General features: G+C 44.3%; 19 protein-coding genes, 1 tRNA gene and 1 rRNA gene. 11 read left to right on the forward strand and 10 right to left on the reverse strand.

What is annotated here, in order from left to right; translation table 11 throughout:
- Window positions 1-4: 4 nt before the first annotated feature.
- The 4 genes from rrf to K0625_RS14900 all read left to right on the forward strand — a co-directional run bounded on the left by rrf (window position 5) and on the right by K0625_RS14900 (window position 1,652).
- Window positions 5-120: ribosomal RNA gene (rrf, locus tag K0625_RS14885) — 5S ribosomal RNA — on the forward strand.
- 36 nt (window positions 121-156) lie between these two features.
- Window positions 157-233: transfer RNA gene (locus K0625_RS14890), tRNA-Asp, on the forward strand.
- 690 nt (window positions 234-923) lie between these two features.
- Window positions 924-1,175, forward strand: coding sequence for a YkgJ family cysteine cluster protein (locus K0625_RS14895; RefSeq protein WP_220110421.1), 252 nt, complete (start codon window positions 924-926; stop codon window positions 1,173-1,175).
- 18 nt (window positions 1,176-1,193) lie between these two features.
- Entirely contained in the window at window positions 1,194-1,652 is a 459-nt protein-coding gene (locus tag K0625_RS14900; protein WP_220110422.1) for an Rrf2 family transcriptional regulator, read from the forward strand.
- Window positions 1,653-1,677: 25 nt separating this feature from the next.
- On the opposite strand, the gene K0625_RS14905 is transcribed toward K0625_RS14900, so the two are convergent.
- Genes K0625_RS14905 through gpmM form a run of 4 tightly spaced genes read right to left on the reverse strand, consistent with a single transcriptional unit; the run spans window position 1,678 to window position 6,407 of the window.
- Window positions 1,678-2,433, reverse strand: coding sequence for a divergent polysaccharide deacetylase family protein (locus K0625_RS14905; RefSeq protein ID WP_220110423.1), 756 nt, complete (start codon window positions 2,431-2,433; stop codon window positions 1,678-1,680).
- A 47-nt stretch (window positions 2,434-2,480) separates the two neighbouring features.
- Window positions 2,481-3,686: a S41 family peptidase gene (locus K0625_RS14910; protein ID WP_220110424.1), complete on the reverse strand. Its 1,206-nt coding sequence runs from the start codon at window positions 3,684-3,686 to the stop codon at window positions 2,481-2,483.
- Window positions 3,687-3,718: 32 nt separating this feature from the next.
- Complete coding sequence (locus tag K0625_RS14915) at window positions 3,719-4,804, reverse strand: murein hydrolase activator EnvC family protein (RefSeq protein ID WP_220110572.1); 1,086 nt, start codon at window positions 4,802-4,804, stop codon at window positions 3,719-3,721.
- Between the two features lie 58 nt (window positions 4,805-4,862).
- A complete protein-coding gene (gene gpmM, locus K0625_RS14920; RefSeq protein ID WP_220110425.1) occupies window positions 4,863-6,407 on the reverse strand; it encodes a 2,3-bisphosphoglycerate-independent phosphoglycerate mutase in 1,545 nt (514 codons plus the stop codon).
- Window positions 6,408-6,647: 240 nt separating this feature from the next.
- Here gpmM and K0625_RS14925 point away from each other — a divergent pair, with 240 nt between their 5' ends.
- From K0625_RS14925 to mog, 6 genes are all read left to right on the forward strand, one after another.
- Window positions 6,648-7,082 (forward strand): rhodanese-like domain-containing protein, encoded by a 435-nt coding sequence (locus K0625_RS14925; protein WP_220110426.1) that lies wholly within the window; start codon window positions 6,648-6,650, stop codon window positions 7,080-7,082.
- Between the two features lie 109 nt (window positions 7,083-7,191).
- Window positions 7,192-7,683 carry a protein-export chaperone SecB gene (gene secB, locus K0625_RS14930; protein ID WP_220110427.1) on the forward strand — a complete coding sequence of 164 codons (492 nt, stop codon included), beginning with the start codon at window positions 7,192-7,194 and terminating at the stop codon, window positions 7,681-7,683.
- Window positions 7,684-7,787: 104 nt separating this feature from the next.
- Window positions 7,788-8,807 (forward strand): NAD(P)H-dependent glycerol-3-phosphate dehydrogenase, encoded by a 1,020-nt coding sequence (gpsA, locus tag K0625_RS14935; RefSeq protein WP_012327440.1) that lies wholly within the window; start codon window positions 7,788-7,790, stop codon window positions 8,805-8,807.
- 110 nt (window positions 8,808-8,917) lie between these two features.
- Window positions 8,918-10,102, forward strand: a complete 1,185-nt coding sequence (locus tag K0625_RS14940; RefSeq protein ID WP_220110428.1) for a BaiN/RdsA family NAD(P)/FAD-dependent oxidoreductase — start codon at window positions 8,918-8,920, stop codon at window positions 10,100-10,102.
- A gap of 155 nt (window positions 10,103-10,257) precedes the next feature.
- Window positions 10,258-10,773, forward strand: coding sequence for an NlpC/P60 family protein (locus K0625_RS14945; protein ID WP_220110429.1), 516 nt, complete (start codon window positions 10,258-10,260; stop codon window positions 10,771-10,773).
- A 170-nt stretch (window positions 10,774-10,943) separates the two neighbouring features.
- The gene (mog, locus tag K0625_RS14950; protein ID WP_220110430.1) at window positions 10,944-11,477 is read left to right on the forward strand and encodes a molybdopterin adenylyltransferase; all 534 of its coding nucleotides are present in this window, start codon (window positions 10,944-10,946) and stop codon (window positions 11,475-11,477) included.
- Between the two features lie 92 nt (window positions 11,478-11,569).
- On the opposite strand, the gene K0625_RS14955 is transcribed toward mog, so the two are convergent.
- Window positions 11,570-11,755, reverse strand: coding sequence for a hypothetical protein (locus K0625_RS14955; RefSeq protein WP_220110431.1), 186 nt, complete (start codon window positions 11,753-11,755; stop codon window positions 11,570-11,572).
- 145 nt (window positions 11,756-11,900) lie between these two features.
- Between K0625_RS14955 and K0625_RS14960 the strand changes: the two genes are divergently transcribed.
- Entirely contained in the window at window positions 11,901-12,914 is a 1,014-nt protein-coding gene (locus tag K0625_RS14960) for a GlxA family transcriptional regulator (protein WP_220110432.1), read from the forward strand.
- Window positions 12,915-12,922: 8 nt separating this feature from the next.
- On the opposite strand, the gene K0625_RS14965 is transcribed toward K0625_RS14960, so the two are convergent.
- The 5 genes from K0625_RS14965 to K0625_RS14985 are packed head-to-tail and all read right to left on the reverse strand — an operon-like array spanning window position 12,923 to window position 16,955.
- Entirely contained in the window at window positions 12,923-13,159 is a 237-nt protein-coding gene (locus K0625_RS14965) for a hypothetical protein (RefSeq protein ID WP_065204458.1), read from the reverse strand.
- Between the two features lie 13 nt (window positions 13,160-13,172).
- On the reverse strand, window positions 13,173-13,424 hold the full coding sequence (locus tag K0625_RS14970; protein ID WP_012327433.1) for a superinfection immunity protein: 252 nt from the start codon (window positions 13,422-13,424) through the stop codon (window positions 13,173-13,175).
- A gap of 60 nt (window positions 13,425-13,484) precedes the next feature.
- Window positions 13,485-14,645: an ABC transporter permease gene (locus K0625_RS14975; RefSeq protein ID WP_220110573.1), complete on the reverse strand. Its 1,161-nt coding sequence runs from the start codon at window positions 14,643-14,645 to the stop codon at window positions 13,485-13,487.
- Entirely contained in the window at window positions 14,645-15,379 is a 735-nt protein-coding gene (locus K0625_RS14980; protein WP_220110433.1) for an ABC transporter ATP-binding protein, read from the reverse strand. Before K0625_RS14980 ends, K0625_RS14975 begins: the two co-directional genes overlap by 1 nt.
- Complete coding sequence (locus K0625_RS14985; RefSeq protein ID WP_220110434.1) at window positions 15,372-16,955, reverse strand: alpha/beta hydrolase; 1,584 nt, start codon at window positions 16,953-16,955, stop codon at window positions 15,372-15,374. Before K0625_RS14985 ends, K0625_RS14980 begins: the two co-directional genes overlap by 8 nt.
- Between the last annotated feature and the right edge of the window lie 6 nt (window positions 16,956-16,961).

Here is a 16,961-nt window from a genome sequence, read left to right on the forward strand (position 1 = left end):
TTAGTCTGGAAACAATAGCATTGTGGTCCCACCTGATCCCATCTCGAACTCAGAAGTGAAACGCAATCGCGCCGATGGTAGTGTGGGGTCTCCCCATGTGAGAGTAGGTCATTTCCAGGCGCCTAATTTAGTTTTATGCGTAAGCTTGAAACTAAAGGAGCGGTAGTTCAGTTGGTTAGAATACCGGCCTGTCACGCCGGGGGTCGCGGGTTCGAGTCCCGTCCGCTCCGCCAACACAAAGACGAAAGCCTCTACAGCAATGTAGAGGCTTTTTTCGTTTAAGAGAAAAAAGTAAAGGAGCGGTCACTTTCGACCATCCATGGTCTACGTGACATTTGTGCATCCATGCACTTTACCGTTCGCGACCATCCTTGGTCTTCACGGCATTTGTACTTCCATGTACTTTGTAGTTCAGTTGGACTCACATTGTTCCAGACAATGTTGAGCATACACTCCATCCATGGAGGTATTAGGGCTTTTAATTAGAGATAGTCGGCCTGTCTCACGTGCCGAAGGCACACGGGTTCGAGTCCCGTCCGCTCCGCCAACATTACGATAAGCCCTAGTAGAAATGCTAGGGCTTTTTCGTGTCTGGAATTTAATGTTTTTGATGTAGTGGCAGTCCCGTCCAACAGCATCCATGCTTAACAACCAAGTTCGGCATCCGCCCCTTCCGTTAATGAACACATCGCTATCGCCACTCTCATTCACAAATATGACGATCATTTTTGATTTTGTTTCGTCCAGCGGCTCCTTCTATTTTCTTTGTTTAGCTGTTTCAGAATATATTCGTAATACTTGTCTGAGAATAAGGTTGCTTATGCTGTTATGCTGTACACTGCGTTCCAAATTTTTATATTGCTATACTGAGATCAGTATTAGTTCTGATTATTGTTGAATATCTAGAAGGGTAGAAGTCACTCATGAATTGTCGTCTCGGATGCGGAGCATGTTGTATCGCCCCATCAATCACTAGCCCTATTCCTGGTATGCCAAGTGGAAAGCTGGCTGGTGAGCGCTGTGTACAGCTTTCTGATGATAATTTATGTAAGATATTTGGTATGGATGAACGCCCAGAAGTATGTAGCTCTTTTTCTGCTGCAATAGATGTGTGTGGAAAAACCAATGCCGAAGCGCTTTATCTAATTTCAACATTAGAGTGTCAAACTAGTTAAATATTAAGTAGGTCAATTATGCAGTTAACTCGTTATACCGATTTTGGTATTCGTACCTTAATGTATCTAGCGTTACAGCCTGAAAGAGAAACTCTGTTTCGCATTGCTGAGATCACTGATGTATTTGAGTTATCGCCTAATCATGTTTCTAAAATTGTTCACCATCTTGGCAAGCTTGGTTATTTAGAGACAGTTAGAGGTAAGAGTGGTGGATTTAGATTAGGCATGCCTGCGAGTGAGATCAATATCGGTCAATTAGTGCGGGTGCTTGAAAACTCTCTGGCTCCTATCGATTGTAACAAACCCTATTGCCGTTTTACGCCGGCTTGTAAACTTAGAGGCGTACTCGCTGAGGCTGTTTCAGCTTATCTTGCCGTACTAGATAAGCATAGCTTGGAGGATGTTGTCAGTAATCGTCAGCAACTATTGAAGCTTCTTCCTGAACACAAAATCCCAGTGCTAGAGCTGGTTGGCTAGTTATATCCATTTAGATTGAGTGACATTAAAGTCTTAGCTCCTCTTCTGTTGTATGGCTCTCCTTACTGGCAAGTCTGTAAGGGAGTAGTTCAGAGGTTTTTACTAGCTTAATACCTGCTTTTTGTAACCTAGGTAGATTAAGCTTTAAAAATTCGATAGTTTCTGGGTAAGGATGGGCGATGGCAACTATTTGACCTTGGTTATGGGCTAAAGTGATTAGTTTTGAAAACTGCCTGTCTAAGGCCGCTGCAGATATATCGTTATCTAAAAATAGCTCGCGTTTTAATTGAGGTATGCCTAGCTGATCGGCAGTTGTTCCCGCTTTAGTAAAGCGTGTTGTCACACTGTCTACAAAGTAGAGATCTTGCTGTTTTAGGCTCTCCATTACCCAAAGCATAGGTTCCTCAAGTTGAGTCAATAAACTTCCCATATGGTTATTGGCTCCCTTAGCAAAAGGTACGCTGAGAAAGGCCGATTGAATACTCTTTTTTAGTTCACTCTCCCCCATAGTATTGGTTAGCCCCCCGGGACCTAATGCTTTCCCGTTAAGAGCCTGCATCGGGAGGTGTACCATTATCTCATGGCCTCTCTCATGGGCTGCATTTGCCACTGAATGACCCAGTGGAGTGTGGGGTAATACTGATAGCGTTATGTTTTCAGGGAGTGTCAGTACGGCTTCATCGGATTGACGATAACCGATATCGTCAATGATGATCGCGACTTGAGCTGCATGTGTAAAACTACTTATAAAAACTGCTAAAAAGATTAATGTTAAGCGCACTATAATTATTATCTTTTAGTACCTTATACACGTGGTATTAAAGGTATTTATTGTTTTGTTTTAATCCAAGTAATTGCAGAATTCAGAATTTTATCCTGTGTGTTTTCATCTTGAATTATGATTTCGTCGATTATAGGCACATTTTTGTTATTTGTAACAGTCGTAAGATCCAGTTTTATATCGGGCTCTATACCTTTGCTGTTGATGTCACGCCCATTTGGCGTTGTGTATTTAGCTATGGTGAGTTTAATAGCGTTTCCCTCAATTAGTGTGGGAATTAAACTTTGCACGGTTCCCTTACCAAAACTGGTCTCCCCTATCACTTTGGCTCTGTTGTTTTCCTGCAGCGCGGCTGCAAGCACCTCTGAGGCCGAGGCCGAACCTTTATTGATGAGTATGGTCATTGGAATATTGGAGAGCATGGTTTGTGGTGAGGCGTAATATTCTGAATTAGCATCAAAAAAACGTCCCTCTGTGGATACTATTCTTCCTTTAGATAGGAAGATATCTGCAATTTTTATGGCTTGATCTAACAGACCGCCAGGGTTGTTTCTTAGATCGAGAATGATGCCGGAGAGTTCGACATCTTGCCACTGAGTTAACTCTTTAACCAACTCCTCTGTAGAGTTGTCTTGAAAGCTGGCCAATCTTATATAACCAATTTGATCTTCAAGAACTTTGGCTGTAACCGACTGGATTGAGATAATACTAGGGATAAGAGTTACTTCAAACTCAGTGTCCATACCGGTATGACTTAAGGTCAGCAAGATTGGCAAGTTATTCTGACTGTGCCGTTTAATCTCTTTTAACAGGTAGTCTAATCTGTTGGAGTCGACGGGCTCATTGTTAAGTTTGAGTATCTGATCGCCAGGCTCTATACCTGCTAGATCTGCTGGGGAGTTTGCAAAGGGGGTGATGATGGTGATTTTATTATCTTCAGTGGCTATTTCGACACCAAAGCCAAAGTACTCTCCCTTATTGGCATCTCTGATGTTGGAGAACTCTTGCTGATCGAGAAAGTTTGAGTAGGGATCCAGCTTAGCAAAAATCCCTTCAATGGCTGCTGCGATTAACTCATCTTGAGTGAACTCTGTGACATAGTAAGTTTCAACTGTATCTATGATATCGAGAAGCAGTGGATAGTTTAGACGTGATTGAGCTTGTTCTGCATTTTCCTGACTTGATAGGGTGACAGAAACGCCTAACGCCAAGCCTAACAGGGTGAAGGATAGATAACGTATAAGTTGTGACATAGCAGCCCCTATATGTGGGCTGATGTCATCTTTTAGCGTTTACAATATCTCGCCGGATCGACAGCTTGCCCTTTATGCCTTACTTCAAAGTATAGGCCAGGCTCTGTCTGTCCACCTGATCGTCCGACCAAAGCAACTGATTCGCCTTTATTTACAAGGTCTCCGGCATTTTTAAGTAGTGTCTGAGCATGACCATATAGGCTCATATAGCCCTTTCCATGGTCAACAACTAACACCATACCAAAGCCCCTTAGCCAGTCAGCATAGATCACTTTTCCCGGCGCAATTGCGGTAATTGTCTGCCCTTCTGGTGCTGAAACTGTGACACCTTTCCATTTTACTTGTCCCGATCTCTGGCTGCCAAAACCGGACTTTATACGACCTTTGGTCGGCCATGATAGCTTATTTTTACTCGATAACCCGTCCATCTTTGGACTGTTTCTCATTGCAGTTATCGCTTGCTCAACGACTCGCTTTAAGCTTGCTTCCTCTATTTGGAGCTGCTCTAACTTAGCACCGCTGCTGTTTAATGTTTTTTGCAGTAATGACAGGGTATTTTGGCGCTGGGTCTGTTCAAGGGTGAGCTGTTTAGCTTGCTGCTGCTGGTTTAGGATCAGTTTATTGAGGCGATCTTTTTGGCTGATTTGCTCTTGAGTGATCTTCTCTAGCTCTATCATGGTTTCCTGAAGCTCATTGATGGATGCCATACGAGCATTATTCAAGTATTGATAGTAAGTTAGTAGTCGCTCGATTGTTGCTGGGCTCTGCTGATTTAATAGCATCTTACTGTAATCATGATTACCAGCTAAGTAGGCGCTGGCTAATTGATTCGATAGAGATTCTTGTTGGATCTTTTTAAGTTTATTTAATTCAATTTGTCGGTTATTGAGCTTACTTAGCTGCTTATCTGTTTGGGTTAATGAGGTTTTAGTCTCATTGACTTTTTTGGCCGCAGAGGCGATCGCTTTCTCATCTTTCTTAAGCAGATTGATCAGTTTCTCTCTCTGCTTACTGGTGTTTTTCAGATCTGATTGTTGTTTACTTATTTGGGATTGAAGCTGTTTCAGATCGGATTGACGTTGCTGCAGATCGGAGGCCTGCAGTGGCGTGGAAAGCATGATAAAGCCAGCAAAAATGCTGGCTTTAGAAAGAAAGCGAAAGTTTACCAATTATTATTTACTCATCGAGTTTTATTATTGAGCGGCCAGTCATCTCTGATGGCACATCTTGTCCCATCAAGGTTAACATGGTTGGGGCAAGATCGCTTAATCGTCCGCCCTCCTGAATAGTGCCGTTACGTCCAACATAGATCAATGGCACTAACTCACTTGTGTGAGCCGTATGAGCCTGACCTGTTGATTCATCTGTCATCTGTTCAGCGTTACCGTGGTCGGCAGTAATTAAACACTCTCCATCGACTTTTGCTAAGGCATCGACAACACGACCAATACAGGTATCTACCGCTTCACAGGCTTGTACCGCTGCCTCGAAACTTCCTGTATGACCTACCATATCACCATTCGGGTAGTTACAGATAATTACATCATATTTGGTCGACTCGATCGCTTCGACTAGCTTATCGGTTAGCTCTTCTGAACTCATCTCTGGTTGCAGATCGTAAGTGGCGACTTTAGGTGATTGGATAAGGATCCTATCTTCACCATCAAAAGGCTGCTCTTTGCCACCATTGAAGAAGAAAGTCACATGAGCATACTTCTCAGTTTCCGAGATGCGTAGCTGGGTTTTACCTTCTTTTTGTAGCACTTCACCTAGAGTATTTACCAGATCTGTAGATGGGTAAGCGATAGCGGCACTAATGTCAGCGGCATATTCTGTCAGCATCACAAAATGAGCTTTAGGTGTGACCTCTCTGGCAAAGCCATCGAAATCACTGTCCACAAAACTACGGGTTATCTGGCGTGCTCTATCAGCACGGAAGTTCATAAAGATAAGGGCATCTTCATCATTGAGCTGAGCCGAGTTGCCTTGAGCATCTGTGATAGCAGAGCTGCCAACAAACTCATCATTTTCATCACGGCCATATGCGGCTTCAAGTGCTTCAACAGCATTTGAGTACTGATGTAGTGATTTACCTTGGGTGATTAAGTCGTAAGCTTGAGATACTCGATCCCAGCGGTTGTCGCGATCCATGGCGTAGTAACGGCCAATAATCGAGGCCACACGACCTGTGCCTAATGTAGTAAAAAGATCATCAAAATGAGCTAGGCTGGACTTTGCACTACGAGGGGGAGTGTCACGTCCATCGAGGAAAGCGTGCAGATAAACCTGCTTAGCACCACGTTTTACCGCTAGGCGGCACATGGCTTCGATATGACTTTCATGGCTATGGACACCACCAGGTGACAAAAGCCCCATCACATGGACTGTGCCATTGTTTGCAACGGCTTTATCTATAGCTTCGACAAGTGCTGGGTTTTCATCAAATTCACCGTCATCGATAGCTTTCCCAATTCGGGTTAGTTCCTGATAAACAATGCGGCCTGAGCCTATGTTGATATGACCAACTTCAGAGTTACCCATCTGTCCATCGGGTAAGCCTACATCTAAGCCAGAACCGGAGATCAGGCTATTCGGGTATTGGGCGTTGAGTCGATCTAGGACTGGAGTGTTTGCGTGAAATACAGCGTTTTTTTGCGTATTTTCACGGTAACCCCAGCCGTCGAGGATCAGCAATGCCAAGGGGCGTTTGCGTGTCGTCATACTAGTACCTTTAAGTTTGATAAAGTGGGTAAGTTAAAATTGAATTGGTTAAATATTACTACGTAACACTAGGTGGAAAAAGCAATTTACCTAGATTGAGCTTATCGAAATTGGCTTTGTATGGTTTATGCTCAGCTTTTGAGGAGTTTATTGGGGGAACAACTTGCTGCAATCTACTGCTGCGATGGTATACTCTGTGCCCTTATTGTATTTTCAGCCCTTAGAAGTAGGCAGTTTACCATGCAAGAATATATTGAATTTTTAAAAGCTAACCCAATGCTTAGCTTAGCCTGGATAGGTCTATTCATTGGTCTTATCGTTAGCGTTTTCAAATCAAGTGTTTCAAAAGTGACAACAGTTGATCACCAACAAGCGACTTTATTGATCAATAAACAAGATGCGAAAGTGATCGATGTAAGGGAAAAAGCTGAGTTTAAAAAGGGACATATCATTGATGCAATCAATGTTCCTTTGTCAGAAATTAAAAATAATCAAATGTCTGCCCTTGAAAAGTTTAAAGCTAGTCCCATTATAATGGTATGTAATGCTGGTATGGTGTCATCTCAGGCAGCGCAATTGATGGTTAAAGCAGGTTTTGAATCTGTTAATAATCTAAAAGGCGGCATGGGTGACTGGCAATCAAATAATCTGCCAGTAACGAAAAGTAAGAAGTAGAAATAACTAAAAACCGGGATGGTGATTGAGGGCTATTTCCTCAAGTAACAAAAGCCCTTAAAGAATAGGTTTCAATTTAGGAACCAATAACTTGGATAGGTAGAAAATTATGGCTGAAGTAGCAAACAACGAACAACAAGATCCGCAATTCAACATCCAACGTGTTTACACGAAAGATATTTCTTTCGAAACGCCAAACAGCCCTGCTGTATTCCAAAAAGAGTGGAATCCAGAAGTTAAGTTAGATCTTGATACTCGTAGCGCTAAGTTAGCTGACAATGTATTCGAAGTTGTTTTATCTCTTACTGTTACAGCTAAGAATGGTGAAGAAACTGCATTCCTATGTGAAGTTCAGCAAGCTGGTATCTTCGCAATTAACGGTCTGACTGAGCAGCAACTTGCTCACTCTCTAGGTGCATACTGCCCTAACATTCTTTTCCCATACGCTCGTGAAGCTGTGGGTAGCTTGGTTGCTCGTGGTACTTTCCCACAGCTAAACCTTGCACCAGTTAACTTCGATGCACTTTTCGCTCAGTACGTTAACCAACGTCAAGCTGGTGCTGAAGAAGCTGCTGCTAAAACTGAAGAAGCAAGCGCTTAATTAAAAACTGAACATATCTGTTCAGCATTTTTCAGTCGCTGCTCAGATAGCGCCATTTCGTCCTCGTTTACTTAGTGACGAAATGGCAATAAGCGAGTAGTTATATGAAAAACACTGCCGATATTACGGTACTGGGGGCGGGGTCTTATGGCACCGCCCTTGCTATTTCTTTAGCCAGTAACGGACACAGAACCTTGCTTTGGGGCCATGACCCTGAGCATATCGAAAACCTCAAGCGTGATCGCGCTAACGAAGCGTTTTTGCCTGGTATTACTCTTCCTGATCTACTTGTTCCCGAAGCTGATTTAGCAACGGCACTTGCAGCGTCTAATAATGTATTAGTTGTTGTTCCTAGCCATGTATTCGGTCTGGTGCTTGAACAAGCTAAACCACTTTTGCGTGAAGACTCTCGTATCGTTTGGGCAACTAAAGGTCTTGAGCCTGAAACAGGTAGGTTGTTGCAGGAAGTTGCTCGTGAAGTGTTAGGTGATAAATACCCTCTGGCTGTACTGTCTGGACCGACATTTGCTAAAGAGCTGGCTGCTGGCATGCCTACGGCTATTTCGGTTGCGGGTACTGATGAGAGTTTCACTCAAGATCTTGTCGAACTACTTCATAGCTCTAACCGTTTACGTGTATACGCCAATGATGACTTTACCGGTCTTCAGCTTGGTGGCGCTGTGAAAAATGTGATTGCAATCAGTGCTGGAATGTCTGATGGAATAGGTTTTGGGGCTAATGCTAGAACAGCACTTATTACCCGAGGCTTAGTTGAGTTAACCAGGCTCGGTGAAGCGATTGGTGCTCAAGCTAGTACCTTTATGGGGATGGCTGGACTCGGTGATTTAGTGTTGACCTGTACCGATAATCAATCTCGCAATCGTCGTTTTGGCTTAGCATTAGGTAAAGGCCAAGGCGTTGAAGAGGCACAGGTTGAGATTGGCCAAGTGGTTGAAGGCTATCGAAATACCAAAGAGGTGTACACCTTAGCCAAGCGGTTAGGCGTTGAGATGCCGATCACTGAGCAGGTATACAAGGTGCTTTATCAAGGCGGCACGCCTCATGAAGCGGCTAAGTCTCTGTTAGCTAGAGAGAAGAAATCTGAGACTGAAGATAGCGAGTGATCTACCTCTTCTGTTTATGAGAAAGAGTGAAAAGGATGCTAAAATAGCGTCCTTTTTTGTGTTTGCTCTTCTTAGTGAATACCAAGTTTTAGCCATGTTTGGAGTTAGTAGTGAAACATCATGACGTAATTATTATCGGTGCAGGTGCTGCGGGTCTTATGTGTGCAGCTACCGCAGGTTACCGTGGCCGTGATGTACTTGTTCTCGATAATGCTAAGCAAGCGGGTCGAAAAATATTGATCAGTGGTGGTGGGCGTTGCAACTTTACTAATCAAAAAGTTGAGTCTAATAACTTTATCTGCAGTAATAACCACTTTGTAAAATCCGCTTTAGCTCGTTATCGCTCGAGCGACTTTATTGAGCTGGTCGAACGCCATGGCATTGAGTATCACGAGCGAGATCATGGCCAACTGTTCTGTAATGACTCAGCCAAAGAGATCGTCACCATGCTGATGACCGAGTGCGAGTGGGCAGGGGCTAAAGTTAAGCTAAGAACAGAGATTAACGCCATCGTAAAGTTAGAGTCTGGTCAGTTTCAGCTGACGACAGATAAAGGCGAGTTAGTCTGTGACTCTTTAGTTATCGCTACTGGCGGCCTCTCTATGCCTAAGCTGGGTGCCAGCCCGTTTGGTTATCATCTAGCAGAGCAGTTTGGTCTTAAAGTGTTACCGACTCATGCAGGTCTGGTCCCTTTTACTTGGCATAGCGATCAAAAGATAAAGTTCGAACCTCTTTCTGGAATAGCAGTACCAAGCACTATCACGGCTAAAGATGGCACTCAGTTTAGTGAAGCTTTGCTTTTTACTCATCGTGGCTTGTCTGGTCCCGCAATATTGCAGATCTCAAACTTCTGGAAGCCTGGTGAAACGATTAGCATCAATCTACTGCCTGGTATCGATGTCCGCGCCGCTATCGGGTTAGTACTAGCGAACCATCCTAAACAGAATCTGAGAAATAGCCTAAGCCACTGGCTTCCAAAGCGTTTAGTTGAGGCTCTGTTTGAAGAAACTCTGCTTAATAAGTCGATGAATCAACTGATCCATAGTGAGTTGGAGCAAGTTGCCGTCTCTCTCGAGTCTTGGGAGATTTTGATGAATGGCACCGAAGGCTATCGCACTGCGGAGGTCACGTTAGGTGGCGTGGATACTGATGAGTTGTCATCGAAAACCATGGAGGCTAAATCTGTCTCTGGCCTGTTTTTTATCGGTGAAGTGATGGATGTTAGCGGTTGGCTGGGAGGCTTCAACTTCCAGTGGGCTTGGTCATCAGGTGTGGCAGCAGGACAGGCTGTTTAATTATTTATACTAATCAAGCTCCAATAAATCTAGATTATTGTTTAGTATGTTTTGTGAAAAAATATCTAAAATAGTGACTGGTAAAGTCGATTTAAATTACTGCGACTAGTCTTTATGTAGTGATAGTATCATTAAACTTTCCCTTTACTATTTGGATGAATTTTTTGCTGAAGCTCCTCTTAAGCTTGTTATTTATATTGCTTATCACAGCTTGCTCAAGTGCTCCACCTAGCCCATCAATAGGCTCTGGAGGAGCAAAAACGAATGCGCAAGTTAGCCAAAGTGCGTTAGAGGAGCAATTACTGACTTTTTACAAGGGATGGAAGGGCGTTCCCTATCGCTTGGGCGGCATGAGTAAACGAGGAGTGGATTGCTCTGGCTTTGTTTATCTGGCGTACCAGCAATTACTGACTAAACAGGTGAACAGCGTATTTCCTAGGACCACTGCAGATCAAGTGGAGCTGGGTCGTAAGGTTGGTAAGTCTCAATTAAAAACTGGTGACTTAGTGTTTTTTAAGACTGGATGGTCGACAAGACATGTGGGGATCTATTTGAGTGATAATCGCTTTTTACATGCTTCAACCAGCCAAGGCGTAATGATCTCACGTTTAGATAATAGTTACTGGAAGCAGAAGTATTGGCAATCCAGACGTTTGTCATTTCCTACCTAGATTTACGATCCCATTAACTTTTCAATGATTATATACCCAAACAGCTCTCATTTTTGATGATAAGCCAGATATAATAACGACCAATTATGCTAGTTTAGATGCAACTAATACCATCAGCTTCGGTGCCGTAGATAAGGTTTTCGAAGATATAATCAGGAGTAAGACTTAAGATGACTAAAGCTAAGATCGGTATCGTGACTGTGAGTGATAGAGCCAGTGCTGGTGTTTATGAGGATCTTTCCGGTAAGGCGATTATCGATGTATTAAATGAGTACCTTACTTCTGAGTGGGAGCCTGTTTATGAGGTGATCCCAGATGAGCAGGATGTGATTGAAGCGACACTCATTAAGATGGCCGATGAGCAGAGCTGTAGCTTAATTGTCACCACTGGTGGTACTGGTCCTGCTAAGCGCGATGTTACCCCAGAAGCAACCGAAGCTGTATGTGATCGCATGATGCCTGGCTTTGGTGAGTTGATGCGCGCAGAGTCTTTAAAATTTGTGCCTACCGCTATTTTATCTCGCCAGACTGCAGGTCTGCGTGGTGATTCATTGATTGTGAACTTACCGGGCAAGCCTAAGTCTATTCGTGAGTGTCTAGATGCTGTGTTCCCTGCTATCCCTTACTGTATCGATCTGATGGACGGCCCATTCTTAGAGTGTGATGAGTCAGTGATTAAGCCATTTCGCCCGAAAGCTAAGTAGTTAGTAGTCTGCTCAAGAGCGCGTTTAGATGCGCGCTCTATCACTTTCAATAAATCTATCTGTTCCAATATCTGCTTCAATATCTCCTCGCTTTAACAGCATGAGCTTTTCTTACTTGCGAGATGATAAGCGCTAAAGCCAGTAAACAGCAGTAAGCTGGGGATCGCTACTAAATGTGCAAAGGCATTGGGCTCAGTACTGAAGTGTAACCAGAGAAGCAGCGTCCAACTTAGGATTAAATAACTTAGGCTCAATAGATAACTTTGTGGTTTTCTCATACATCCTCCGACTCTCACATTGCTTAACTTTTCCGTTTTGATTGGTAATAAGTATAAAAACTGGACAAAAAAAGCAGAAGTGTCATTATTGACAAAATAAAGGTGATTAGTGACATTTGCTGTTGGGCAATAGTGAGGAGCTTAAGTGAAGACTATCTATATATTAGCGGCTGGTAATGTCGTTGCTGGTGGTATTATCAGTTTCTTGGATGTGTTCAGCTTCTGTAATACCTATTGGCGGCGTATGAACCCAGGCATTAGTGAAGATCTGTTTCACTGCCATGTGATTTCGCCTGACGGCAACCCTGTCAATACCAATCAAGGGATACAGGTTCCAGCAATTGGATTGGAGGAGCCGGAAGATATCTTAAAGGCGGATGCGGTTATTTTAGCTTCTGCGTTTGTGACTAATCGGGAGGAGTTTCAGCATTATCTTGAAGATTTTACTCCTCTTTTTAAACCCTTAACTCTCTTTGCTGATTCTGAAAAGCCGTTAGCTGCATACTGCTCTGGAACCATGATGTTAGCCGCATCAGGTTTACTCAATGGTAGAAGGGCGACTACTGTCTGGTGGTTGAGTGAGATGTTTGAGCGTAACTTTCCAAAGGTGAGCCTCTGCCTTGAACACTTGGTTGTTTCCGATGGTCATCTGCATACCGCGGGGGCAACCACCTCCAATTTGAGTTTGGCATTGCACATCATAGGTTTATTGGCGGGAGAGCAAGTTGCCAACCAGATGGCTAAGATACTGTTGATATCACCGAATAGGAGCTCACAACAGCCCTTTATGAATATGGCGTTGGCTGTGGATGGCCATAACCATAAAGATGAATTGGTCACTAAGATTCAAAACTGGATGCAGCAGCATATTCAGCAAAGCTTTTTGCTTGATGAGGTTGCCGATAAGTTTGCTGTGGGAAAACGTACCTTAATTAGGCGCTTTAAGAAGGCGCTAAATGAAACACCTGCCAGCTATATGCAGCGTTTACGTGTTGATGAGGCGAAACGCCTGCTTGAAACGACAGAGTTAGCTCTGGAGCAGATAGTTGAGCGGGTAGGCTATGAGGATGTTAGTTCATTTCGAAAGCTGTTTATCCAACTGACTAGCCTCTCTCCCCGCGCATATCGACAGAAGTTTAACACTCATGCTTGCTGTTAGCATTAGAGCTAAAGGGCATTAATCTGCTGTTTTAGATCGTAACTGCTATCTGTCACTATCTTCTCTAGTGTCTGTACCCTGTCTTCTAGATGGCGGTTTTGCTTGCGAAGCAGCTCAAGCTCATCGAGTTTGATATCCGCCTTGGTGATCTTCTTCATTCTGAAGTAGTGTTTAAGGCCTTCGCTAATTGCTGTACTGATGATAAGTGCCAGCATAATAACCATAACAATAATCTCTTTATCCATCGTAAACTCCTTATTAACTTTCTGTTTTAGTTTTGTTTGCGTATTTATCGACAACCTTGCCTGTTGTCGCCCATATCAAGACACCGCCCCAAGCTATAAATGATAGCCCTGCCGGAATACAGGCCAGTAAAATTAGCTTAAAATGCTTGCGGTTAAATATCAGTGCGAGCATGGCAGGTAGAAACCAGATAATGAGCACTCCAACGGCTAGCAGCGCCATAAAGGCATAATTCTCTTGGGCTAAAATCTTATCTATAAATTCCATCTTCTCTCTCCTTTAATGTAAGCCCATCGCCATGAGTACGACGGGCTAAACTGTTTCTATTTATAATCCGAAAACGATTTTCTCGCTTTTGAGTGATCTCTCCATGCCGAAAGCTAATCCGATAGCGATAATAAACGTGGTCAATGAGGAGAGTAAAAGTTGTAGCATTGGGATTTCACGTCCCTTGATAAAGGCGATTAATGCTTGTTGTTGACCAGATACTGGTAACCACTGCAGAATATCTGGCGCTATGTTGTAGCTGGCTGCCATCGACAGCATCATAGGAACAATAAGCACTAAGGTTAGGTATGACTGAGCCTCCTTAAAGGTTTTCGCCATAAAAGAAACAAATAGCTGTAGGCTAGCGGCCATCAAGGCGATAGGCAGTCCAGTCAGTAGCATAAGTAAGATAAACTCTGTGCTGATTGACACCGTAAAGCCAAGCTCCTGCCATGGCACAAAGGCATAGGATATCTTGGATATTATCAGGGTGAGTAGTAGACCAACCATGGCGAAAACAGTCACGGCGATAACTTTGGCCAGTACGATATTACGAGTTGAAACTGGATGACTGAGAAGTAGCGCCAATGAGTTACGCTCTCGCTCTCCTGCACTGGTGTCTATGGCTAGGTTCATCCCTGAGATAAATACCGCGTAGATCATGGTCATGGTTGCCACACCTAATATGACGCCACCTTTAGAGTCAGGTGTCGCCTCATCTTCTACATTGACCTTAATCGGTTGCACAACCCTTGGGTCAATCCCTCGGGCAATTAAGCGTAAGCTACCCATCTCACTGCTGTATGTCTGCAGGTTTCGCTCGAGGCGACGAATAGAGTTTTGCAGCTTTTCGTTTGAGTTATCTGCGATAAGGGTGATCTCCGCACTCAAGCCTTTAGCCATCTGCGCGGCGTAATCATCGCTGATCACTAAGCGGATATCCTTAACATCCAACTTGTCACCATTTTCATTGGTGCTCTGGCTGTCGCCATGGGTGATCCCTTGGCTCGAAAGGTACTTAACCAGATCAGGGGCGTTGCTACCATTTTCTATTTTGATATTTAGATCTTCTGGGCTAGTCATCTGCCCAATCAGCAACATAAACATGCCGCACATCAATAGAGGCGTACCGATAGCGTAGTAGAGGCCTGCCATGACGGAACGTTTGTCTCTTGCTGCATCTATCAGTTCTTTTCTGACCATAGTGATTATATTGCTTATCATGCTGCTATCCCTTCATCTGTGCCGATCAATTGAATGAAGGCATCCTCTAATGAATCCTTTCCTGTTTGCTGACAAAGCTCATCTGGGCTGCCAACGGCGACAACCTTTCCCTCTGCCATAACGATCACTTGATCACATAACGCGGCAACCTCCTGCATCACATGGCTTGAGAAAAGTACGCAGTGACCTTGCTTTTTTAGTGCTTTCAGTAGGTCTCTAAGTACACGGGTACTCATCACATCCAATCCACGAGTGGGTTCATCGAGAATGATATTGGTTGGCTGGTGGACGATGGCTTGAGCCAGTGCCGTTTTCATACGTTGACCTTGAGAGAAACCTTTGCAGCGGCGATCGGCAATATCATCCATATGCAGCTCGGTTAGCACTTTTTGAGTTGCGTCTTTAGCTTGAGTTCTTGATAAACCATTTAGCTCGGCGAAATAGCTGATATATTCTCTTGGAGTGAGTCGCTCATAGAGCCCAAATGGATCGGGAAACAGACCAAGTTGCTGCTTCGCTTGAATTGGAGATTTAGCCACGTCGACACCGTCTATCTCGGCATGGCCTTCATCAGCTTGTAATAGGCCGAAAACGGTACGCAAACAAGTCGTTTTTCCTGCGCCATTAGGCCCGAGTAGTCCGGTTATCTGGCCATCATTAGCCTCGAAACTTAAGTTATTGAGCGCTTGAACATCGCCGATCTTCTTCGACAGATTACAGACCTTAATCATGGCTATCTCCTTGCTCAATAGCGTGTTTTGATTCATCAAGAGGGATGGCCTCAACCGTGCTGGCGTTGAGGTAGAAGTTACGACTGACATCATTGTTTAAACACTCACTGTCGAGCTCGGCAACACTGCCGCTATCGACAAGTTGAGCAATAAGCTCATTACCACATGACTGACCAGCTACACCGTGACTGGCGTAGGGAGCGATAAAGTGTTTTGCATTGGTGAGCTTCTCCATGGCAAGCTCACCCCAACTGGGTGGTGTCGCAGGATCAATCTCTCCTGATAGAACAAGAGTGGGGATATCACTGCTGATCGCAGCTGAGAAGCTTTTATCAACTGCGGGCATCTGCCAAATATCACATGATTGCTCGAATGTGGTGATCATCTCCTGACCAAAATAGGTACTTGCCACCTCTTCTCTCTCATCGGCTGTCAGTCTTTGCCAGTCTTCACCGCAGACAACTGAAGCATGCATCCCCATGGCGATGCCTGTGCTGTCGAGGTTAAGTGCGTATAACCCCATAATTGGCTGAAAATTATTATTGGCGGCTTGATGTATGGCGTGGGGAATAAGCGCACGTATATTGGGTGCATAAAGTGCCATACGAATAGCGCCCATAAACTTACCGCGTGTCATGGTGAGCTGAGTATTCTCGCCTGTTAGAGGGTCACTGACCTGAGTGATGACCGGTGCGAGAGCTAACTTAGCATCGACAGCTTCAAGCTCCTCTTTTAACTGAGGGAACTGTTTATTACACAGGGCATTATCGCTACAGCCCTGAAGAAGAAGGTCAAAAGAGCGACTGATAGCCTGCCCTATCGCAAGTACGTTTTGCTGCATAGGCACAACACCGTCGATGGTGACTGTAGAGAGTACCTGTGGATAGTGGCGCATATAGAGTTGTGCCATGCGTGTGCCGTAGGAGATCCCGTAAACATGTAGTTTCTGGTAATTCAGGTGCTCCCTTACTGCCTCAAAATCTTTTAACGCATTTAGGCTGCCGTATTGAGTCACATCGCTACTGGCTAAGTTATCTAAACAGGCTTGAGTCTCTTTAGTGGTATCAAAGTCAGCTTCATTGGCTGCCAGTGAACCTTGGTAACCCTCACTCTCACAGTTGAGAATGTTAGAGCGTCCAGTACCGCGCTGGTCGATAAGTAAGATATCTTTTTGCTGTCTGACTTTGCTAAAGGTGCGATCGAAAAAAGCGGCATTATCCATGGCCGATTGTCCCGGTCCGCCAGCGATGGCAAGAAAAGCTTCACTGTGATCGCTGTTTTTAATAGCTGGAAGTACAGCGTAATGGATCTGGATCTGCTTGCCTTCAGGTTTATCGGCATTTTCAGGCACTGTGACAAAGCCGCAAGTGAGCTGCTCAGACAACCCCTCAAGGTAACAGCTGCTCTGCTCGCCCAGCTTGTTATCACTTTGAGCTGAACTACTGGCAAGAGCAGGCAGGCTTGAGATGAACCCTGTGATCACGAGTGCACTTAACAGTGTGGGGAGCGCTCTCCCTTGATGGCCAAAACGGGAGAGGAGAGAGTGTTCTCTCGTTCGCTGTCCGTGATATGTCATGCCGAT

The sequence above is a fragment of the Shewanella nanhaiensis genome (assembly GCF_019457885.1).
Classification (GTDB): Bacteria; Pseudomonadota; Gammaproteobacteria; order Enterobacterales; family Shewanellaceae; genus Shewanella; species Shewanella nanhaiensis.

What these genes read in the sequence shown, in the direction of transcription:
- K0625_RS14895 (WP_220110421.1), top strand. Translation starts at nt 924, where the DNA reads ATGAATTGTCGTCTCGGATGCGGAGCATGTTGTATCGCCCCATCAATC.
- K0625_RS14900 (WP_220110422.1), top strand. Translation starts at nt 1,194, where the DNA reads ATGCAGTTAACTCGTTATACCGATTTTGGTATTCGTACCTTAATGTAT.
- K0625_RS14910 (WP_220110424.1), bottom strand. Translation starts at nt 3,686, where the DNA reads ATGTCACAACTTATACGTTATCTATCCTTCACCCTGTTAGGCTTGGCG.
- K0625_RS14915 (WP_220110572.1), bottom strand. Translation starts at nt 4,804, where the DNA reads ATGCTTTCCACGCCACTGCAGGCCTCCGATCTGCAGCAACGTCAATCC.
- gpmM (WP_220110425.1), bottom strand. Translation starts at nt 6,407, where the DNA reads ATGACGACACGCAAACGCCCCTTGGCATTGCTGATCCTCGACGGCTGG.
- K0625_RS14925 (WP_220110426.1), top strand. Translation starts at nt 6,648, where the DNA reads ATGCAAGAATATATTGAATTTTTAAAAGCTAACCCAATGCTTAGCTTA.
- secB (WP_220110427.1), top strand. Translation starts at nt 7,192, where the DNA reads ATGGCTGAAGTAGCAAACAACGAACAACAAGATCCGCAATTCAACATC.
- gpsA (WP_012327440.1), top strand. Translation starts at nt 7,788, where the DNA reads ATGAAAAACACTGCCGATATTACGGTACTGGGGGCGGGGTCTTATGGC.
- K0625_RS14945 (WP_220110429.1), top strand. Translation starts at nt 10,258, where the DNA reads ATGAATTTTTTGCTGAAGCTCCTCTTAAGCTTGTTATTTATATTGCTT.
- mog (WP_220110430.1), top strand. Translation starts at nt 10,944, where the DNA reads ATGACTAAAGCTAAGATCGGTATCGTGACTGTGAGTGATAGAGCCAGT.
- K0625_RS14955 (WP_220110431.1), bottom strand. Translation starts at nt 11,755, where the DNA reads ATGAGAAAACCACAAAGTTATCTATTGAGCCTAAGTTATTTAATCCTA.
- K0625_RS14965 (WP_065204458.1), bottom strand. Translation starts at nt 13,159, where the DNA reads ATGGATAAAGAGATTATTGTTATGGTTATTATGCTGGCACTTATCATC.
- K0625_RS14970 (WP_012327433.1), bottom strand. Translation starts at nt 13,424, where the DNA reads ATGGAATTTATAGATAAGATTTTAGCCCAAGAGAATTATGCCTTTATG.
- K0625_RS14980 (WP_220110433.1), bottom strand. Translation starts at nt 15,379, where the DNA reads ATGATTAAGGTCTGTAATCTGTCGAAGAAGATCGGCGATGTTCAAGCG.
- K0625_RS14985 (WP_220110434.1), bottom strand. Translation starts at nt 16,955, where the DNA reads ATGACATATCACGGACAGCGAACGAGAGAACACTCTCTCCTCTCCCGT.